Source organism: Micromonospora sp. RV43, from assembly GCF_001029515.1.
In the GTDB taxonomy this organism is placed as follows: Bacteria; Actinomycetota; Actinomycetes; order Mycobacteriales; family Micromonosporaceae; genus Micromonospora; species Micromonospora aurantiaca.
Genome location: NZ_LEKG01000192.1, coordinates 1 through 14,629 on the forward strand (window position 1 = coordinate 1; position 14,629 = coordinate 14,629).

Sequence of the window (14,629 nt, forward strand, 5' to 3'; positions counted from 1 at the left end):
CCGTAGGGTGGGCGGGTGAGCGCGGGCGAGGAGGGGCGGAGCACGTCTGACGGGCAGAGCAGGTCGGACGGGCAGAGCAGGTCGGACGGGCAGAGCAGGTCGGACGGGCGCAGCACGGCCGAGGAGCCGTGGCCGGTCCGGGTGGTCAGCCAGAAGGTGGGCGCCTGGATCGCCCGCCTGGGCTGGGTCTGGGTCGACGGCCAGGTGGCGCAGATCAGCCGCCGCCCCGGCGCGAGCACCGTCTTCCTCACGTTGCGCGACCCGTCGGCCGATCTCAGCCTGACCGTCACCACCAACCGCGACGTGCTGGACGCGGGCGCGCCGGAGCTGCGCGAGGGCGCCCGGGTGGTGCTGCACGCCAAACCCGAGTTCTACGCCGCGCGGGGCACGCTCAGCCTGCGGGCCGACGAGATCCGCCAGGTCGGCCTCGGTGAGCTGCTGGCCCGGCTGGAGAAGCTCAAGAAGCTGCTCGCCGCCGAGGGCCTGTTCGACCGGTCCCGCAAGCGGCGGCTGCCGTTCCTGCCGGGCCGGGTGGGCCTGATCACCGGCCGAGCCTCGGCGGCCGAGCGGGACGTGCTGACCAACGCCCGCCGCCGCTGGCCCGCCGTCGACTTCCGCACGATCAACGTGGCGGTGCAGGGGCCGAGCGCGGTGCCGGACATCGTCGGGGCGCTCAAGGTGCTCGACGCCGACCCGGCCGTCGACGTGATCGTCATCGCCCGGGGCGGCGGGGGCATCGAGGATCTGCTTCCCTTCTCCGACGAGGCGCTGTGCCGGGCGGTCTTCGCCTGCCGCACGCCGGTGGTCAGCGCGATCGGCCACGAGACGGACGCGCCGCTGCTCGACTACGTGGCCGACGTGCGCGCCTCCACCCCGACCGACGCGGCGAAGCGCGTCGTGCCGGACCTGACCGAGGAGACCCGGCTGATCGGCCAGGCCCGGTCCCGGCTCGAACGGGCGGTGCGTCACCTGGTCGACCGGGAGCAGCACCGGATCGACCTGCTGCGCTCCCGTCCGGTGCTGGCCCGGCCGCAGGTGATGGTCGAGCAGCGGGCGGTGGACGTGTCCGCGCTGCGCGACCGCGCCGGCCGGTCCCTGGAGCACCGGCTGCGGGGCGCCACCGACGACCTGCGGCACACGCTGGCCCGGCTGCGCGCGCTGTCCCCGGCGGCCACGCTGGAGCGCGGCTACGCGATCGTGCAGCGCGCCGACGGCCACGTCGTCCGCGCGGCCTCCGAGGTGGCCAAGGGCGATCCACTGCGGGTACGCCTCGCCGAGGGCGAGCTGACCGCCACCGTCGACGGCTGAGGGAAGAGAGACGATGACCGGGACGAAGCAGGACGAACAGCTCAGCTACGAGCAGGCCCGCGCCGAGCTGGCCTCGGTGGTGGAGAAGCTGGAGGCGGGCGGCACCTCGCTGGAGGAGTCCCTCGCCCTCTGGGAGCGCGGCGAGCAGCTCGCCGGGGTGTGCCAGCGCTGGCTGGACGGCGCCCGCGCCCGCATCGACGCCGCCCGCCAGCGCGCCGAGGAGTGACGGTGGGATTCGGCGCGATCGCCGAACCCCACCGCAGACCTCAGTTGAACAGGTTGTACAGCTCGGCGGGGGCCTCGACGACCTGGTCGGCCGAGGGCTTCTGGGCCGGCGCCGCGTTGCCGTAGTCGGTGTAGGTGATCTTCAGGTCCTGCGCGGCGCTCTGCCCGGCGGCCGGGATCTTGAGAACCATCTCGCTGAGCCGGCCCTGGGTGTCGACCTTGGCGGTGAACGGCACCGACTGGGCCTGCGCCCCGAGCGCGGTGATCACGGCCGGGTCGAGCGAGCCCGCCTCGGCGGCCTTCGACACGTCGACGGTGCCCTCGTACGCGCCCTCGCCGGTCTGCCGTACCTCGGTGATGCCCTGGGTGAGCACGGCGCTGCCGGCCGGGTCGAGCTTCTCGAAGTCGAAGCCCAGCGCCCGGTTGCCCTTGACCCGGTTCTGGTCGAGGTGGTGGTACTTGCCGGTGTTGAGGTTCTTCACGCCGGGGATCTGCGTCGCAGCGGTGCCGCCGAGTTCCAGCTTGACCCAGCTGTCCGGCTTGGCGTGGATCAGGTCCAGCTTCATCATCAGGTCCGACGACGGGTCGCCGATGGTCATCCGCATGTCGGCGCTCTGGCTCGGCTCGTGCACCTGCCCTTCGGCGGTGGAGCCCGCGCCGGTCATGGAGAACTTGAAGTTCCCCTCACGGATCGCGTTCGTGGAGTCGAGCAGAGCCTGCTTGGCCGCGCTGCTGGACGCCGTGGCGCTCGGTGCGACGCTGCCGGAGGCGCTCGGGGTCGCGGAGGCGTCGGACGTCGTCCCGTTGCCGTTGCAGGCCGCCAGGCCGGGAATGAGCAGCGCCGCGGCGAACGCGGTGGCGCTGAAGCGTCGAATCTTCACGTCAACCTCTCCAGGTGGGTCGTCCGGGCTCGATGTCCCTTCTGTTCCCGGAAGCGGGGTTCCGCAATCCCGCGTCCCCCGGAGGGAGGACGTCAGCGCAGCGACGTGGCGAGCTTGCGCAGCTCCGTCTCCCCCGCGTCACCGACAACGATCACCGTACGGTTCGGCTCCAGCAGGACGAGCGCCTGCTCGTTGCCGCGTGCCGTGTAGCGCTGCCAGCTCAGCCCGCCGGGCAGGTCGGCCGCGCCCTGCGGCTGCCCCTCGGTCAGCTCGGCCGGCAGCAGCTTCTCCGCCGGGACGTTGCTCTCCACCAGCTGCGCGCCCCGGCCCTCCGGGGTCACGTACCCGATCCGCAGCGTCGAGCCGTCCGCCTCGGTCCGGAAGCGGGCGTTGACCGTACGCCAGTCGTCGCCCAGCCCGGTCGGCTCGCTGACCGGGAAGGCGTTCGCGGAGCGGGCCTGCTCCAGCGCGGGCGCCGGGTCGACTGTGACCGGCGAATCGCCGCCGAGGAAGCCCCGGTAGAAGGCGAGCAGCAGCGCGATCGGGACCAGCAGGATCAGCAGGGACAGCGCCATGTCCTTCGGCGACCGCTCGGAGCGGGCTTTCTCCTTGCCCGCCGGCGGCGCGGGGGTGTCCACCACGGGGGCCGGCTCGCCCCGGTCCGCGACGAGCGCGGGCTGACCCTCGGACGGGGCCGGGGCGCCGTCCGGTCGGACCGGCGGCTGGCCCTCCGGCGGGGTGGCGTCGGTCGGTGTGCGGTCGGCAGGCTGTGCGGCTTCCACCCGGCCATTGTCGCAGCCCACCGGGTGACGTGATCCTGGCCTCCTCCGCCCCGCCGGGACGGCGAACCTGAGATCGTGTGAGGATCAGCGACAAAACCGGCGGCGGTGGCCGCCGGTCCCACCCCGCAACGTCGCGAGGAGGCCGCCATGACAACCACCAGGACGCGGACGCCCCAGGATCTCGACCGCAACCTCGCCCTCGATCTGGTCCGGGTCACCGAGGCCGCGGCGATGGCCGCCGGCCGCTGGGTCGGCCGGGGCGACAAGGAAGGCGGCGACGGCGCAGCAGTCGACGCCATGCGAAAGCTGATCAACTCGATCCCGATGCGCGGCGTCGTGGTGATCGGCGAGGGCGAGAAGGACAACGCCCCCATGCTGTTCAACGGCGAGGAGGTCGGCGACGGGACCGGCCCCGAGGTGGACGTGGCGGTCGACCCGATCGACGGCACCACGCTGATGAGCAAGGGCATGCCGAACGCGCTGGCGGTGCTCGCGGTCGCCGAGCGCGGCGCGATGTTCGACCCGAGCGCCGTCTTCTACATGGAGAAGCTGGCGGTCGGCCCGATGTACGCCGACGTGGTGGACATCAACGCCGGGGTGGCCGAGAACATCAACCGGATCGCCAAGGTCAAGGGCACCGACGCCGCCGAGGTGACCGTGTGCGTGCTGGACCGGTCGCGCCACGACGACCTGATCAAGCAGATCCGGCGTACCGGTGCCGGGATCCGGCTCATCTCCGACGGGGACATCGCGGGCGCCATCGCGGCGGCCCGCGGCGAGTCGGACGTGGACGTGCTGATGGGCATCGGCGGCACCCCGGAGGGCATCACCGCCGCGTGCGCGCTCAAGTGCATGGGCGGCATGATGCAGGCCAAGCTCTGGCCGAAGGACTCCGACGAGCGTCGCAAGGCGCTGGACGCCGGGCACGACCTGGACCGGGTGCTGTTCACCGACGACCTGGTCACCGGCGACAACTGCTTCTTCGTGGCCACCGGTGTCACCTCCGGCGACCTGCTGCGCGGCGTGCGCTACCGCTCCGGCGGCGCGTACACCCAGTCGATCGTGATGCGTTCCAAGAGCGGCACCATCCGGGTGATCGACTCGTACCACCGCCTGGAGAAGCTCGCCCTCTACTCGGCTGTCGACTTCGACGGACGCCCACTGGCCGAGCAGGAGTGAGCAGAGCCGGGACGGCGGCACCACCGGCACCGCCGACGCTGTCGACCGGGCGACGTGTCGCCGGTGTCGGGTTGGCCACCGCCTCGGGCGTGATGGTCGCCGTCCAGTCCCGGATCAACGGCGAGCTGGGCGTACGCCTGGCCGACGGGATCGCCGCCGCGGTGGTCTCGTTCGGTGTGGGCCTGCTGATCCTGCTGGTGCTGGTCCCCGCCACCCCCGGTGGCCGGCGGGGACTGGCCGCCCTGCGCGGCGCGCTGCGCTCCGGCGCGCTGCGGCCCTGGCAGTGCCTGGGCGGCGTCTGCGGCGCGTTCCTGGTGGCGACGCAGGGGCTGACCATCGGCGCGCTCGGCGTCGCGGTCTTCACCGTCGCGGTGGTGGCCGGGCAGTCCGGCAGCAGCCTGCTCGTCGACCGGGCCGGCATCGGCCCGGCCGGCCGGCAGCCGGTCACCCCGAACCGGCTGATCGGCGCGGTGCTCACAGTGCTCGCCGTCCTGCTGGCGGTGGGCGACCGGCTCGGCGACCCGCACGCGCTGGCGCTGGCGCTGCTGCCGCTGGCGGCGGGGGTGGGCATCGCCTGGCAGCAGGCGGTCAACGGTCGGGTCCGGGCGGCGGCGGGCAGTGCCATGACCGCCACGCTCGTGAACTTCACAGTCGGTACGGCGGCGCTGCTCGTCACCTTCGCGGTGGACCTGGCGGTACGCGGACGGCCGGCGGGCGCGTTCCCGGACGAGCCGTGGCTGTATCTCGGCGGCCCGCTCGGGATCGTGTTCATCGCGCTGGCCGCCGCCCTCGTCCGGTTCACCGGTGTGCTGCTGCTCGGCCTGGCCACGATCGCCGGGCAGATCGTCGGCGCGGTGCTGCTGGATCTGGTCCTGCCGACCGCCGCCTCGCACCCCGGGCTGGACACGCTGCTCGGCGCGGCGCTGACCATGGTCGCCGTGCTCGTCGCCGCCTTCGGCCCGACCCGCCGCCCTTAGCGGGCGGCGGCGGGCGCGGCGGCGCGCAGGCCGGTCACCATCTCGTCGACGACCCGGTCCAGCGGCGTCCCCTCGATCCCGAACGTCTCGCTGGCCGCGGTGGAGTCCATCACGAACGGCCCGGCGAACTGGTGCGCGGTCTCCCGCATCTCCCGGGCGAACGGGTCGGCCAGACCACCGAGCCAGAGCACCGGGTAGGGCATCCGGGTCAGCCGGGGCGCCGGCGCCCCGGCCCGCTTCGCCGCCCGGTCGGCGAGCGCCCGCATGGACATCGGGGGCGCGCTGGGCACGTGCCAGGCCCGTCCCCAGGCGCGCGGGTCTGTGGCGGCGGCGACGAGGGTACGGGCCACGTCCCCCACGTACGTCCAGGTGTGCGGCGCGTCCCAGGCGACCGGCAGGAACACCCGCTGCCCGGCGAGCACCTTGGGCAGCACCATCATGGGCAGCGAGGTGCCGCCGAGGCCGATGTAGTCGGAGCCGCGTACCTCGGTGACCCGGGCCCGGCCGGCGCGGTGGGCGGCCAGCGCGTCGGCCCACATCCGGTTGCGGACGCGGCCCTTGACGCCGGTGGCGGCGAGCGGGGTCGCCTCGGTCATCGGGGCGTCGACCGGGCCGTACCCGTAGAGGTTGCCGACTGTGGCGAGCACGGCGCCGCTGCGCTCGGCGGCGGTGAGCAGGGCGGCGGCCAGCGGCGGCCAGTCCGTCGGCCACGTGTGGTACTGCGGGTTGGCGCAGTTGTGGAGCGCGTCCGCACCCCCGGTCAGCGCGGCGAGCCGGTCCGCGTCGGCGGCGTCGGCGGCCACCCGCTCGATCGCCGGGTGCTCGGGGCCGGTACCGCGCCGGGTGACCACCCGCACCCGCTCGCCGCGTTCGGCGAGGAGGCGGGCGGTGGCGGTGCCGACGGGGCCGGCGCCGACGATCACGTGCAGTGCCATGACAGGTCCACCTTCCCTGAAGCAGTAATTCGAATCGAGAGCACCGCTCTCGGAACAGAGCATGACTCACGGAAGCGGCGCAAGTCAAGAGCAGTGCTCTCTCTTTTGATTGCTGCTCTCGTCGTGGCAGAGTGGGGACATGGTCGCTCCCTCGCTCCGCGCCCGGGTCCGCGCCGGGATGATCGAAGAGATCAAGACGGTCGCCCGCCGCCACCTGGACACCGACGGCGCGAACCTCTCCCTGCGCGCGGTCGCCCGCGACCTCGGCATGGTCTCCTCGGCGATCTACCGCTACTTCCCCAGCCGCGACGACCTGCTCACCGCGCTGATCCTGGAGGCGTACGACGCGCTCGGCGACGCGGTGGAGGCGGCCGACGCCGCCGCCGACCAGGCCGACCTGCGCGGACGCTGGCTCGCCGCCTGCCGGGCCGCCCGCGCGTGGGCGCTCGACCACCCCGCCGAGTACGCGCTGCTCTACGGCAGCCCGGTGCCCGGGTACGCGGCCCCGGACGACACCGTCGTGCCGGCCCAGCGCCCTCCGGTGACCCTGGTCGGCATCCTGCGCGACGGCCTGGCCTCCGGCCGGCTCGCCCCGCCCGCCGAGGATCTGCCCGAGCCGCTGCGCGGCGACGTGGCCGAACTGGTCGAGCTGATCGGGATGGACGTGCCGCCCGCGCTGCTGGCCCGCGGCATGGCCGGCTGGACCCAGTTGTTCGGGCTGATCAGCTTCGAGCTGTTCGGCCGGATCAACCGGGCGCTGCCGCACCGCGACGAGTACTTCGACCACCAGATCGGCCTGATGGCCGACCTGGTCGGCCTGCCCTGACGCCGGTCGGCGTCAGGTGCCGTCGGAGGAGTGACCCGGGAACAGGTGCGCGGTCGGGTCGATGACGACAGCCGCGTTGTTGACGGCGGTGGCGGCCTCACCGAAGCCGGTGGCGATCAGGCGGACCTTGCCCGGGTACTCGGTGATGTCCCCGGCCGCGAACACCCGGGGCAGGTTGGTGGCCATCGCGCTGTCCACCACGATGTGCCGGCGGTCGAGCTTCAGCCCCCACTCGGCGAGCGGGCCGAGGTCGGCGGTGAAGCCGAGCGCGGCCACCACGGTGTCCACCGGCAGGGTCTCCACCTCGCCGCCGCGTACGGTCAGCTCGGCGCCGGTGACGGTCTCCTCGCCGTAGAGCCGGCTCACCTCGGCGTTCACCACGATCCGCACCGGCAGCGCGCGGACACGCTCGATGGTGGCCGCGTGCGCCCGGAAGCGGTCCCGCCGGTGCACAAGCGTCACCGACCGGGCCAGCGGGGCGAGCGTGGCCGCCCAGTCGAACGCCGAGTCGCCGCCGCCGACGATGAGCACGTGCCGGTCGGTCAACTCGGTGGGCTGCGGCACGAAGTAGACGATCCCACCGCCGGTGAAGCTCTCCGCGACCGGCAGCGGCCGGGGCGTGAAGCTGCCGAGCCCACCGGTGACCAGCACCGCGCCGCAGCTGAGCTGCTCGCCGCCGGCCAGGCCGAGCACCGGCCGGCCGTCGAGGTAGGACAGCTTCTCCGCGCGTACGCCGAGCCGGTAGTCGGGACGGAACGGCGCGGCCTGCGCGACCAGGTTCGTGACCAGCTCGCGGCCCTTGATCGCGGGGAAGCCGGCGACGTCGAGGATCAGCTTCTCCGGGTACATCGCGGTGACCTGACCGCCCGGCTCGGGCAGCGCGTCGATCACCGACACGGAGAGTCCACGGAAACCGGCGTAGTAGGCGGCGAAGAGCCCGGCGGGACCGGCCCCGATCACGGCGACATCGACCTCGCGCATGGCGTACCGTCACTTTCCGCTTCGGGATCACCCCTTGCTGATGCGGAAACGGTAGGCGGGCAGGTGGCCGCGGGCAAGGACGTCCCGCGGTTCGATCAACGCGCCGTCAGGGCAGCGTCATCCTCGGTGAGCCGAGGCGGTCGGACTCGCCGGTGTCGTTGCGGCGGCGGAACAGGATCGCCGCGACCACGCCGCCGAGCAGCCCGAACAGGTGGCCCTGCCAGGAGATGCGCTCGTCGGTCGGCAGGATGCCGAGCAGTTGCCAGCCGTAGAGCAACCCGACCAGCAGGCCGACGGCGAAGTTCCACCAGCTCCGCTCCACCACGCCCCGGGTGAGCAGGATGCCGAGGTAGCCGAAGATCACGCCGCTGGCACCGACCACCACCGAGTTGGGTGAGCCGGTGAACCAGACGCCCAGACCGCTGACCAGGATGATGACGGCGGTGGACCAGAGGAACCGGCGGGTGCCGGCGGCGAGCACGAACGTGCCGAGCAGGATCAGCGGGATGCTGTTGCTGTAGAGGTGGTTCCAGCCGGCGTGCAGGAACGGCGAGAAGAAGACACCGTCCAGGCCCTGGAGCCGCTGCGGGATGATGCCGGCGGTGTAGTCCAGGCCGAGTCGCAGGCCGACGTCGAGCGCCTCGATGAGGAACAGCACCGGGACGACCGCGCACATGGCGACGAAGGCCCGGCCGAGCGCCGCATAGAACGCGTCGGTGCCGAACCGGTAGGGGTCGCCACTGGGGCCGCCGTGCCAGGTCACCTACCAAGAGCTATCAGCAAATGCGGCAGGCCGCCAGTCGGACGGCGGTACGACGACGGCGGGACACCCGGGTCTGTCCGCGTGTCCCGCCGTCGTGGTGATGTCAGTACCAGCCCGAACTCTGCGACTTCTGCCAGGCGCCGCAGGGAGTGTCGTACCGGCCCTTGATGTAGCCGAGACCCCAGGTGATCTGGGTCGCCGGGTTGGTCTTCCAGTCGTCGGCGACCGAGGCCATCTTGCTGCCCGGCACCGCCTGCGGGATCCCGTACGCCCCGGAGGAGCTGTTGGAGGCCTTCGGGTTCCAGCCGCTCTCCTTGGTCCAGAGCTTGTCCAGACAGGGGAACTGGTCGATGCCGAAGCCCTTGTCGAGCATGATGGCGCAACCGATCTTCCGGTTGCCGCTGTACTCAGCGCACGAGGACGGGATCGGGCCGTCGTACGGCTTGGCCTTCGCCTCCGCCTCCTCCTCGGCCGCGGCCCGCTCCTTCTTGCGGGTGGCGGCGGCCGCCTCGGCCTTCCTGGCCCGCTCGGCGGCCTCCTTCGCCGCCGCGGCGGCACGCAGCTTCGCCTGGTACTCGGCGGCACGCTGCCGGGACGAGTCCACGCGGTGGTCGGACAGCCGGTCGCGCTGGTACGCGTACTCCGCCTGGTCGACCTTCAGGCCGACCTGCGCGGTCAGGCCCTGCTGCTGGGTCTGTCGATCCTCGCCCAGATAGAAGCCGCCGGCGACGCCCACGGAGAGCAGCGCGACAGCGGCCGTACGGGCGCCGAACCGGCTCCACAGCCGACTCACGAAGTTTCCCTTCGTCGGGGGCAGGGACACGGCACGCGCATGGCCGGGTCGGGTCACGCCGGTGCCGTGAGCGCACCGGTACCGGTGTGACTCCGGGCCGTGTCCGGCTCCCGAGTGGTAGGTGACGCTCGATGGACACCATTGCGCACAGTGAGGCCAGTGGGAAATGGCCGGGCTCAAAAGTGATCTGCGTCACCCTAAAAATGCGGACAAAGTGGGGCAAAAGCGGCGCTCAGCCGGGGATGTCCTCCAGCAGGTCGGTGACCATGGCGGCGATCGGAGAACGCTCCGATCGGCTGAGCGTGACGTGCGCGAAGAGGGGATGCCCTTTCAGCGCCTCGATCACCGCCGTCACCCCGTCGTGCCGGCCGACCCGCAGATTGTCCCGCTGGGCCACGTCGTGGGTGAGCACCACCCGCGACCCCTGGCCGATGCGCGACAGCACGGTGAGCAGTACGCCCCGCTCCAGCGACTGCGCCTCGTCCACGATGACGAACGCGTCGTGCAGGCTCCGGCCGCGGATGTGGGTCAGCGGCAGCACCTCCAGCAGCCCGCGCGAGGTGACCTCCTCCAGCACGTTCTCGTGCACCACCGAGCCGAGCGTGTCGAAGACCGCCTGCGCCCAGGGCGACATCTTCTCCGACTCCGACCCGGGCAGGTAACCGAGTTCCTGGCCGCCGACCGCGTACAGGGGGCGGAACACGATCACCTTCTTGTGCCGGCGCCGCTCCATCACCGCCTCCAGGCCGGCGCAGAGCGCCAGCGCGGACTTGCCGGTGCCGGCCCGCCCACCGAGCGACACGATGCCGATGGACTCGTCCAGCAGCAGGTCGAGCGCGACCCGCTGCTCCGCCGAGCGCCCGTGCACACCGAACGCCTCCCGGTCGCCCCGGACCAGCCGGATCGTCTTGTCGGGCAGCACCCGGCCCAGTGCCGAGCCCCGCCCGGAGTGCAGCACCAGGCCGGTGTGGCAGGGCAGGCCCGCCGCGGCGTCGACGTCGAGCGTCTCGCCCGCGTACAGCCGGCCGATCTCCTCCTCGGCCAGGTCCAGCTCGGCCATCCCGGTCCAGGTCGGGTCGCTGGCCTGACCGTGCCGGTACTCGTCGGCGCGCAGGCCCACCGAGGCCGCCTTCACCCGCAGCGGCATGTCCTTGCTGACGAGTGTGACCTCACGCCCCTCGGCGGCCAGGTTGAGCGCCACGGACAGGATGCGCGCGTCGTTCGACTCGTTGCGGAAGCCGGGCGGCAGCACCCCGTCGTCGGTGTGGTTCAGCTCCACCCGCAGCGTGCCGCCCTGGTCGTTGGCGGGCACCGGGCGGTCCAGCCGGCCGTGCCGCACCCGCAGCTCGTCCAGCATGCGCAGCGACTGGCGGGCGAACCAGCCCAGCTCGGGGTGGTGTCGCTTGCCCTCCAGCTCGGAGATCACCACCAGCGGCAGCACCACCTCGTGCTCGGCGAAGCGGTGGAAGGCCGCCGGGTCGGACAGCAGGACCGAGGTGTCCAGGACGAAGGCCGGGCCGGCTGGTCGGGGCTCCTCGGCCTCCGCGGCGGCGGCGCCGCGGCGGCTGCGGGTGGTCCGGCGGGTCGGGGCGGTCGAGGCCGGGGTCTGCTCGGCTCCGGCGGGGGTACGGCGAGTGGTCACAGGCCTGCTCCGCGGATGGGCACCCGGCCACCCGAGTTCCGCCTCTTCCGGTGCCCGGAGGACACGGGGTCGGATGCGGGCCCCGTGCGCGAGGACGCAGGTCCGGGCTGTCCGGCTGGCCCGGGAAAACCCCGTGCCATGCCTAGACGCTAATCGCACCGGGGCCGCGGGGCTAGAGGTGCGCGTGGATCATCGTTCGGTCTTCGCCGGACGTACACCCGTTCGAGTGACCGGCGGACCGGAACCGGCCGGGATGCATGCCCCCTGCGCGCACCCCGGCCGGTCGTCCACTGCGGCGCCGCGACGCGGCGCGGGCCTCAGCCCTGGCGGCGCACCAGCGTGCCGGCCCGCGGTCCGGCGCCGGCCGCGCCGAACGACGATCCGGTGTACGTGGTGCCCACCCGGCCGACGGCGCCGAGCTGGGCCGTGGCGGTGACGCGGACGGCCGGGGCCGAGCCGGGCCGGGCGGCGACCGCTGCGGGTACGGAGGTGCCGCCGAACGGCACGGCCGAGCGCCCGGCCGAGGTCACCACGGTCGGGCCGGGACCGGACAGCGCCGAGGCGATCGCCGCCTGGGCATCTCGCCGACGGCGGTTCCAGGCGCCCCGGTCACCGTCGAAGTAGCCCTGGCGGTAACCGAACCGGTAGCCGATGCGGTAGCTGAGCTGACCGTGCAGGCGCCCGGCCGCGTAGCACGTGGAGCCGAGCAGGAGAACGAGCACCACGGCGAGAAAGGGGGTCATCGCTCGTCCGCCCCGGGCAGCGGGTCGACCACCAGCAGGCGCTCCAGATCGTCGGTGCTGACCTCCTCGACCAGCTCCACGCTGATCCGGCAGCCGTCGAGGATCACCTCGGCCACCGACGCCCGGCGGATCTCCCCGCCGGAGTCGTAGACCCGCACGCTCAGCTCCGGGCAGCCGAGATGGGTCCGCCAGGCGTCCCACTCCCCCCGGTCGCCGACGCTGAGTGAGAGATACCGGCACCCGCGGGCGAGATAGAGACGCCAGGGGGCGCTCAGCCCGGCGGACACTCCGTCCGCGATCAGCCCGAAAGCCTGGGCACGTGTCGCGAGCTCGGTCACGAAACCCCCTCGGCACCCGCGGAGTGACGCATGTGAGCACTCGTCGTCTCAAGCACGTGACACACCGTAAGTTGTCTCATGAGCGTGACAGTATCAGCTTTTCAGGCCTTTGCCGCCGTACTCGTGTCCATCTATTCTGCCCGGGTGACACCCCTCACGAGCAGCACTGAATCGTTTACCGGAAATCCCGGATCATCGTCACGTCGGCGTGACAGCAGCGCGCCGAGCCGTCCTCTAGGGACCGACTGGCCGTACCGTCACGGGGTGACCGAGACGACCAACGCACGGAAGATCGCGTTCGCCACCTTCGTCCGGCGCGCGCTCGACGACGCCCGCGCACTGCGGGCCTGGAGCGGCACCGAGGTCTCCCGGCGCACCGGCGTCTCCCGGCAGACCATCAACCGATGGGTACGCGGCGACTGGGCCAGCGACCCGGAGGCGGAACGGGTGGTCGCCTTCTGCGAAGGGCTGGGGCTCGACCCCGCCGCCGCGTTCACCGCGCTCGGCTGGGACCGCGCCGCCGGACCGCGTACCGCGCCGACCCCGCCCCCGATGGACCCGGACGTGGAGGCGCTGCTGCGCCGGCTGGTCGATCCGAACGTCTCCGACGCGGAGAAGTTCCACATTCGAGAAACCATTCGTTACCTCGCATATCGCCCGACCCTGCCGGGCGGTGTCCGAAATAGGGGTAAACAAGCCGGGTAGTTCCTCAGATGGCGAAAGAACGGAAGGTCGGACCCGATCGTTTCGCCTCGGGGACGGATCGGACCCGCTAGCGTCCACGTTTGTACTGCTAGGGGCTCGTCATCGGCGGGGGGACGGGACACAGCCGAACCCAGCCCTGCGGGACAGAAGGAGGGGTCTGTCCATGACCCTGAAATGGTTGGCAGTCGTGGTCGCGGTGGTGTCGCTGACATCGTGCGTGACCGGCAACGTGGTGGTCGGCGTACTGGACGGCGGGCAGCTTCCCCTGGTCGTCAACCTCTTCGCGCTCACCACGGCCGGCACCGCGGTGATCCTCGCCGTCGTCGCCGAGCTGCACGATCGGCTCAACGACCGGGTCAGCGCGCTCACCGAGTTCCTGGTGGCGCGGCTCAACGAGATCGAGGCGCACACCGGCGACCGCAACACCGGCTTCGTGGAGGGCTACCTGCTCAGCCACGGGCAGGAGGCGGCCGTGGTGCCGTTCGGTCGCCGGGGACGAGGAGCCGCCGAACGCTGATCCCCACGTCGTTCCGACGTCACATCTCGGCCACGAATACGCCGCCCGGCGCGGGGTACGCTGACGCGCGTGCCGCCGTTGAATCTGGGCAACCAGCAGCCGAAGACCCCGTTGAACGCGGAGCACGCATGGCGTGCGACCGCTGACCGCGCGGGTGACGTCGTCCTCTTCTTCGACTTCGACGGCACACTGGCGCCCGTCGACGACGACCCCACGGCCGTACGGCCCGCGCCCAACGTGCTCACCGCGCTGGAGGCGCTCGCCCCGCACGTCCGCCGGATCGCCATCGTCTCCGCCCGCCCGGTGGACTTCCTGCGTGACCACCTCGGCGGCCTCGCCGGCATCGACCTGTACGGGCTCTACGGCCTGGAGCACAGCCACTCCGGCGGCGAGACGGTCACCGAGCCGGCCGCCCTGCCGTGGGTGCCGACCATGTCGGAGCTGGCCGAGCAGGCCCGCGCCGAACTGCCGCCCGGCGCGCTCGTCGAGTTCAAGCGGCTCTCCGTGGCGCTGCACTGGCGTACCGCCCCGCAGCTCGGCGACCTGGTGCAGGAGTGGGGCCGGGCCCAGGCCGAGCGGCTGGGCCTGCGCGCCCAGCCGGGCCGGATGGTGCTGGAACTGAAGCCCCCTGTCGACCGGGACAAGGGCATGGTGATCGGCGAGACGGTCCGGGACGCCGGTGGCGCCTGGTACTTCGGCGACGACGTCTCCGACATCAAGGCGTTCGCCGCGCTGCGCGCCCGCGCCGCCGCCGATCCCGACTTCCTCGGTGTCTGCGTCGCCGTCGCCAACCCGGAGACCGGTCACGAGGTGGCCGATGCCGCCGACCTGACCCTGGACTCCCCGGCCGCCCTGGCCGACTTCCTCACCGCCGCCCTGCCCCACCTCCGCTGACACCCCCGCCCCCGCCCCCGCGGTTTCTCCCCCGCGATCTTGCACTTGCCGCCCCGGCAAAGCAGGGCAAAAGCCCCGCCCTCGGGGCCGAAAGTGCAAGATCGCCGGGGCGAGGGCGGCGGGTGGGGGCGGCGGGGGTC

The 14,629-nt window shown here is 72.6% G+C and carries 17 protein-coding genes; 8 read left to right on the top strand and 9 right to left on the bottom strand.

Going from position 1 to position 14,629, the window contains the following annotated elements; genetic code table 11:
* Positions 1-141 precede the first annotated feature (141 nt).
* Positions 142-1,308, top strand: a complete 1,167-nt coding sequence (gene xseA / locus ABD52_RS31795) for an exodeoxyribonuclease VII large subunit (RefSeq protein ID WP_047894179.1) — start codon at positions 142-144, stop codon at positions 1,306-1,308.
* Between the two features lie 13 nt (positions 1,309-1,321).
* Positions 1,322-1,534 (top strand): exodeoxyribonuclease VII small subunit, encoded by a 213-nt coding sequence (locus ABD52_RS31800; protein WP_013284076.1) that lies wholly within the window; start codon positions 1,322-1,324, stop codon positions 1,532-1,534.
* Between the two features lie 40 nt (positions 1,535-1,574).
* Here ABD52_RS31800 and ABD52_RS31805 read toward each other — a convergent pair whose 3' ends face one another.
* Together ABD52_RS31805 and ABD52_RS31810 are read right to left on the bottom strand one after the other, a co-directional pair.
* Positions 1,575-2,414 carry a hypothetical protein gene (locus ABD52_RS31805; RefSeq protein ID WP_047894180.1) on the bottom strand — a complete coding sequence of 280 codons (840 nt, stop codon included), beginning with the start codon at positions 2,412-2,414 and terminating at the stop codon, positions 1,575-1,577.
* A 92-nt stretch (positions 2,415-2,506) separates the two neighbouring features.
* The gene (locus ABD52_RS31810) at positions 2,507-3,196 is read right to left on the bottom strand and encodes a DUF4245 domain-containing protein (RefSeq protein WP_176739731.1); all 690 of its coding nucleotides are present in this window, start codon (positions 3,194-3,196) and stop codon (positions 2,507-2,509) included.
* A gap of 147 nt (positions 3,197-3,343) precedes the next feature.
* On the opposite strand from ABD52_RS31810, the gene glpX reads away from it, so the two are divergent.
* Both glpX and ABD52_RS31820 read left to right on the top strand, forming a co-directional pair.
* Entirely contained in the window at positions 3,344-4,375 is a 1,032-nt protein-coding gene (gene glpX, locus ABD52_RS31815) for a class II fructose-bisphosphatase (RefSeq protein WP_013284073.1), read from the top strand.
* Positions 4,376-4,413: 38 nt separating this feature from the next.
* Positions 4,414-5,352: a DMT family transporter gene (locus ABD52_RS31820; protein ID WP_184977860.1), complete on the top strand. Its 939-nt coding sequence runs from the start codon at positions 4,414-4,416 to the stop codon at positions 5,350-5,352.
* Here ABD52_RS31820 and ABD52_RS31825 read toward each other — a convergent pair.
* A complete protein-coding gene (locus ABD52_RS31825; RefSeq protein WP_047894182.1) occupies positions 5,349-6,287 on the bottom strand; it encodes an NAD-dependent epimerase/dehydratase family protein in 939 nt (312 codons plus the stop codon). The genes ABD52_RS31820 and ABD52_RS31825 overlap by 4 nt on opposite strands.
* Positions 6,288-6,426: 139 nt before the next feature.
* Here ABD52_RS31825 and ABD52_RS31830 point away from each other — a divergent pair, with 139 nt between their 5' ends.
* Positions 6,427-7,113, top strand: coding sequence for a TetR/AcrR family transcriptional regulator (locus tag ABD52_RS31830; protein ID WP_047894183.1), 687 nt, complete (start codon positions 6,427-6,429; stop codon positions 7,111-7,113).
* Between the two features lie 12 nt (positions 7,114-7,125).
* Here the strand turns inward: ABD52_RS31830 and ABD52_RS31835 are convergent, their stop codons facing one another.
* The 6 genes from ABD52_RS31835 to ABD52_RS31860 all read right to left on the bottom strand — a co-directional run bounded on the left by ABD52_RS31835 (position 7,126) and on the right by ABD52_RS31860 (position 12,373).
* On the bottom strand, positions 7,126-8,094 hold the full coding sequence (locus ABD52_RS31835) for an NAD(P)/FAD-dependent oxidoreductase (RefSeq protein ID WP_047894184.1): 969 nt from the start codon (positions 8,092-8,094) through the stop codon (positions 7,126-7,128).
* Positions 8,095-8,200: 106 nt separating this feature from the next.
* Positions 8,201-8,857: a rhomboid family intramembrane serine protease gene (locus ABD52_RS31840; RefSeq protein WP_013284068.1), complete on the bottom strand. Its 657-nt coding sequence runs from the start codon at positions 8,855-8,857 to the stop codon at positions 8,201-8,203.
* A gap of 103 nt (positions 8,858-8,960) precedes the next feature.
* Positions 8,961-9,650 carry a transglycosylase SLT domain-containing protein gene (locus ABD52_RS31845; protein WP_200905272.1) on the bottom strand — a complete coding sequence of 230 codons (690 nt, stop codon included), beginning with the start codon at positions 9,648-9,650 and terminating at the stop codon, positions 8,961-8,963.
* Between the two features lie 232 nt (positions 9,651-9,882).
* On the bottom strand, positions 9,883-11,292 hold the full coding sequence (locus tag ABD52_RS31850; protein WP_013284066.1) for a PhoH family protein: 1,410 nt from the start codon (positions 11,290-11,292) through the stop codon (positions 9,883-9,885).
* 317 nt (positions 11,293-11,609) lie between these two features.
* Complete coding sequence (locus ABD52_RS31855) at positions 11,610-12,035, bottom strand: hypothetical protein (RefSeq protein ID WP_013284065.1); 426 nt, start codon at positions 12,033-12,035, stop codon at positions 11,610-11,612.
* Entirely contained in the window at positions 12,032-12,373 is a 342-nt protein-coding gene (locus tag ABD52_RS31860) for a hypothetical protein (protein ID WP_013284064.1), read from the bottom strand. Before ABD52_RS31860 ends, ABD52_RS31855 begins: the two co-directional genes overlap by 4 nt.
* Before the next feature lie 264 nt (positions 12,374-12,637).
* Between ABD52_RS31860 and ABD52_RS31865 the strand changes: the two genes are divergently transcribed.
* The 3 genes from ABD52_RS31865 to otsB all read left to right on the top strand — a co-directional run bounded on the left by ABD52_RS31865 (position 12,638) and on the right by otsB (position 14,489).
* Positions 12,638-13,078, top strand: a complete 441-nt coding sequence (locus ABD52_RS31865) for an XRE family transcriptional regulator (protein WP_013474018.1) — start codon at positions 12,638-12,640, stop codon at positions 13,076-13,078.
* A gap of 163 nt (positions 13,079-13,241) precedes the next feature.
* Positions 13,242-13,595 (top strand): hypothetical protein, encoded by a 354-nt coding sequence (locus ABD52_RS31870; protein WP_013284062.1) that lies wholly within the window; start codon positions 13,242-13,244, stop codon positions 13,593-13,595.
* Between the two features lie 69 nt (positions 13,596-13,664).
* Positions 13,665-14,489, top strand: a complete 825-nt coding sequence (gene otsB / locus ABD52_RS31875; RefSeq protein ID WP_013284061.1) for a trehalose-phosphatase — start codon at positions 13,665-13,667, stop codon at positions 14,487-14,489.
* Positions 14,490-14,629 lie beyond the last annotated feature (140 nt).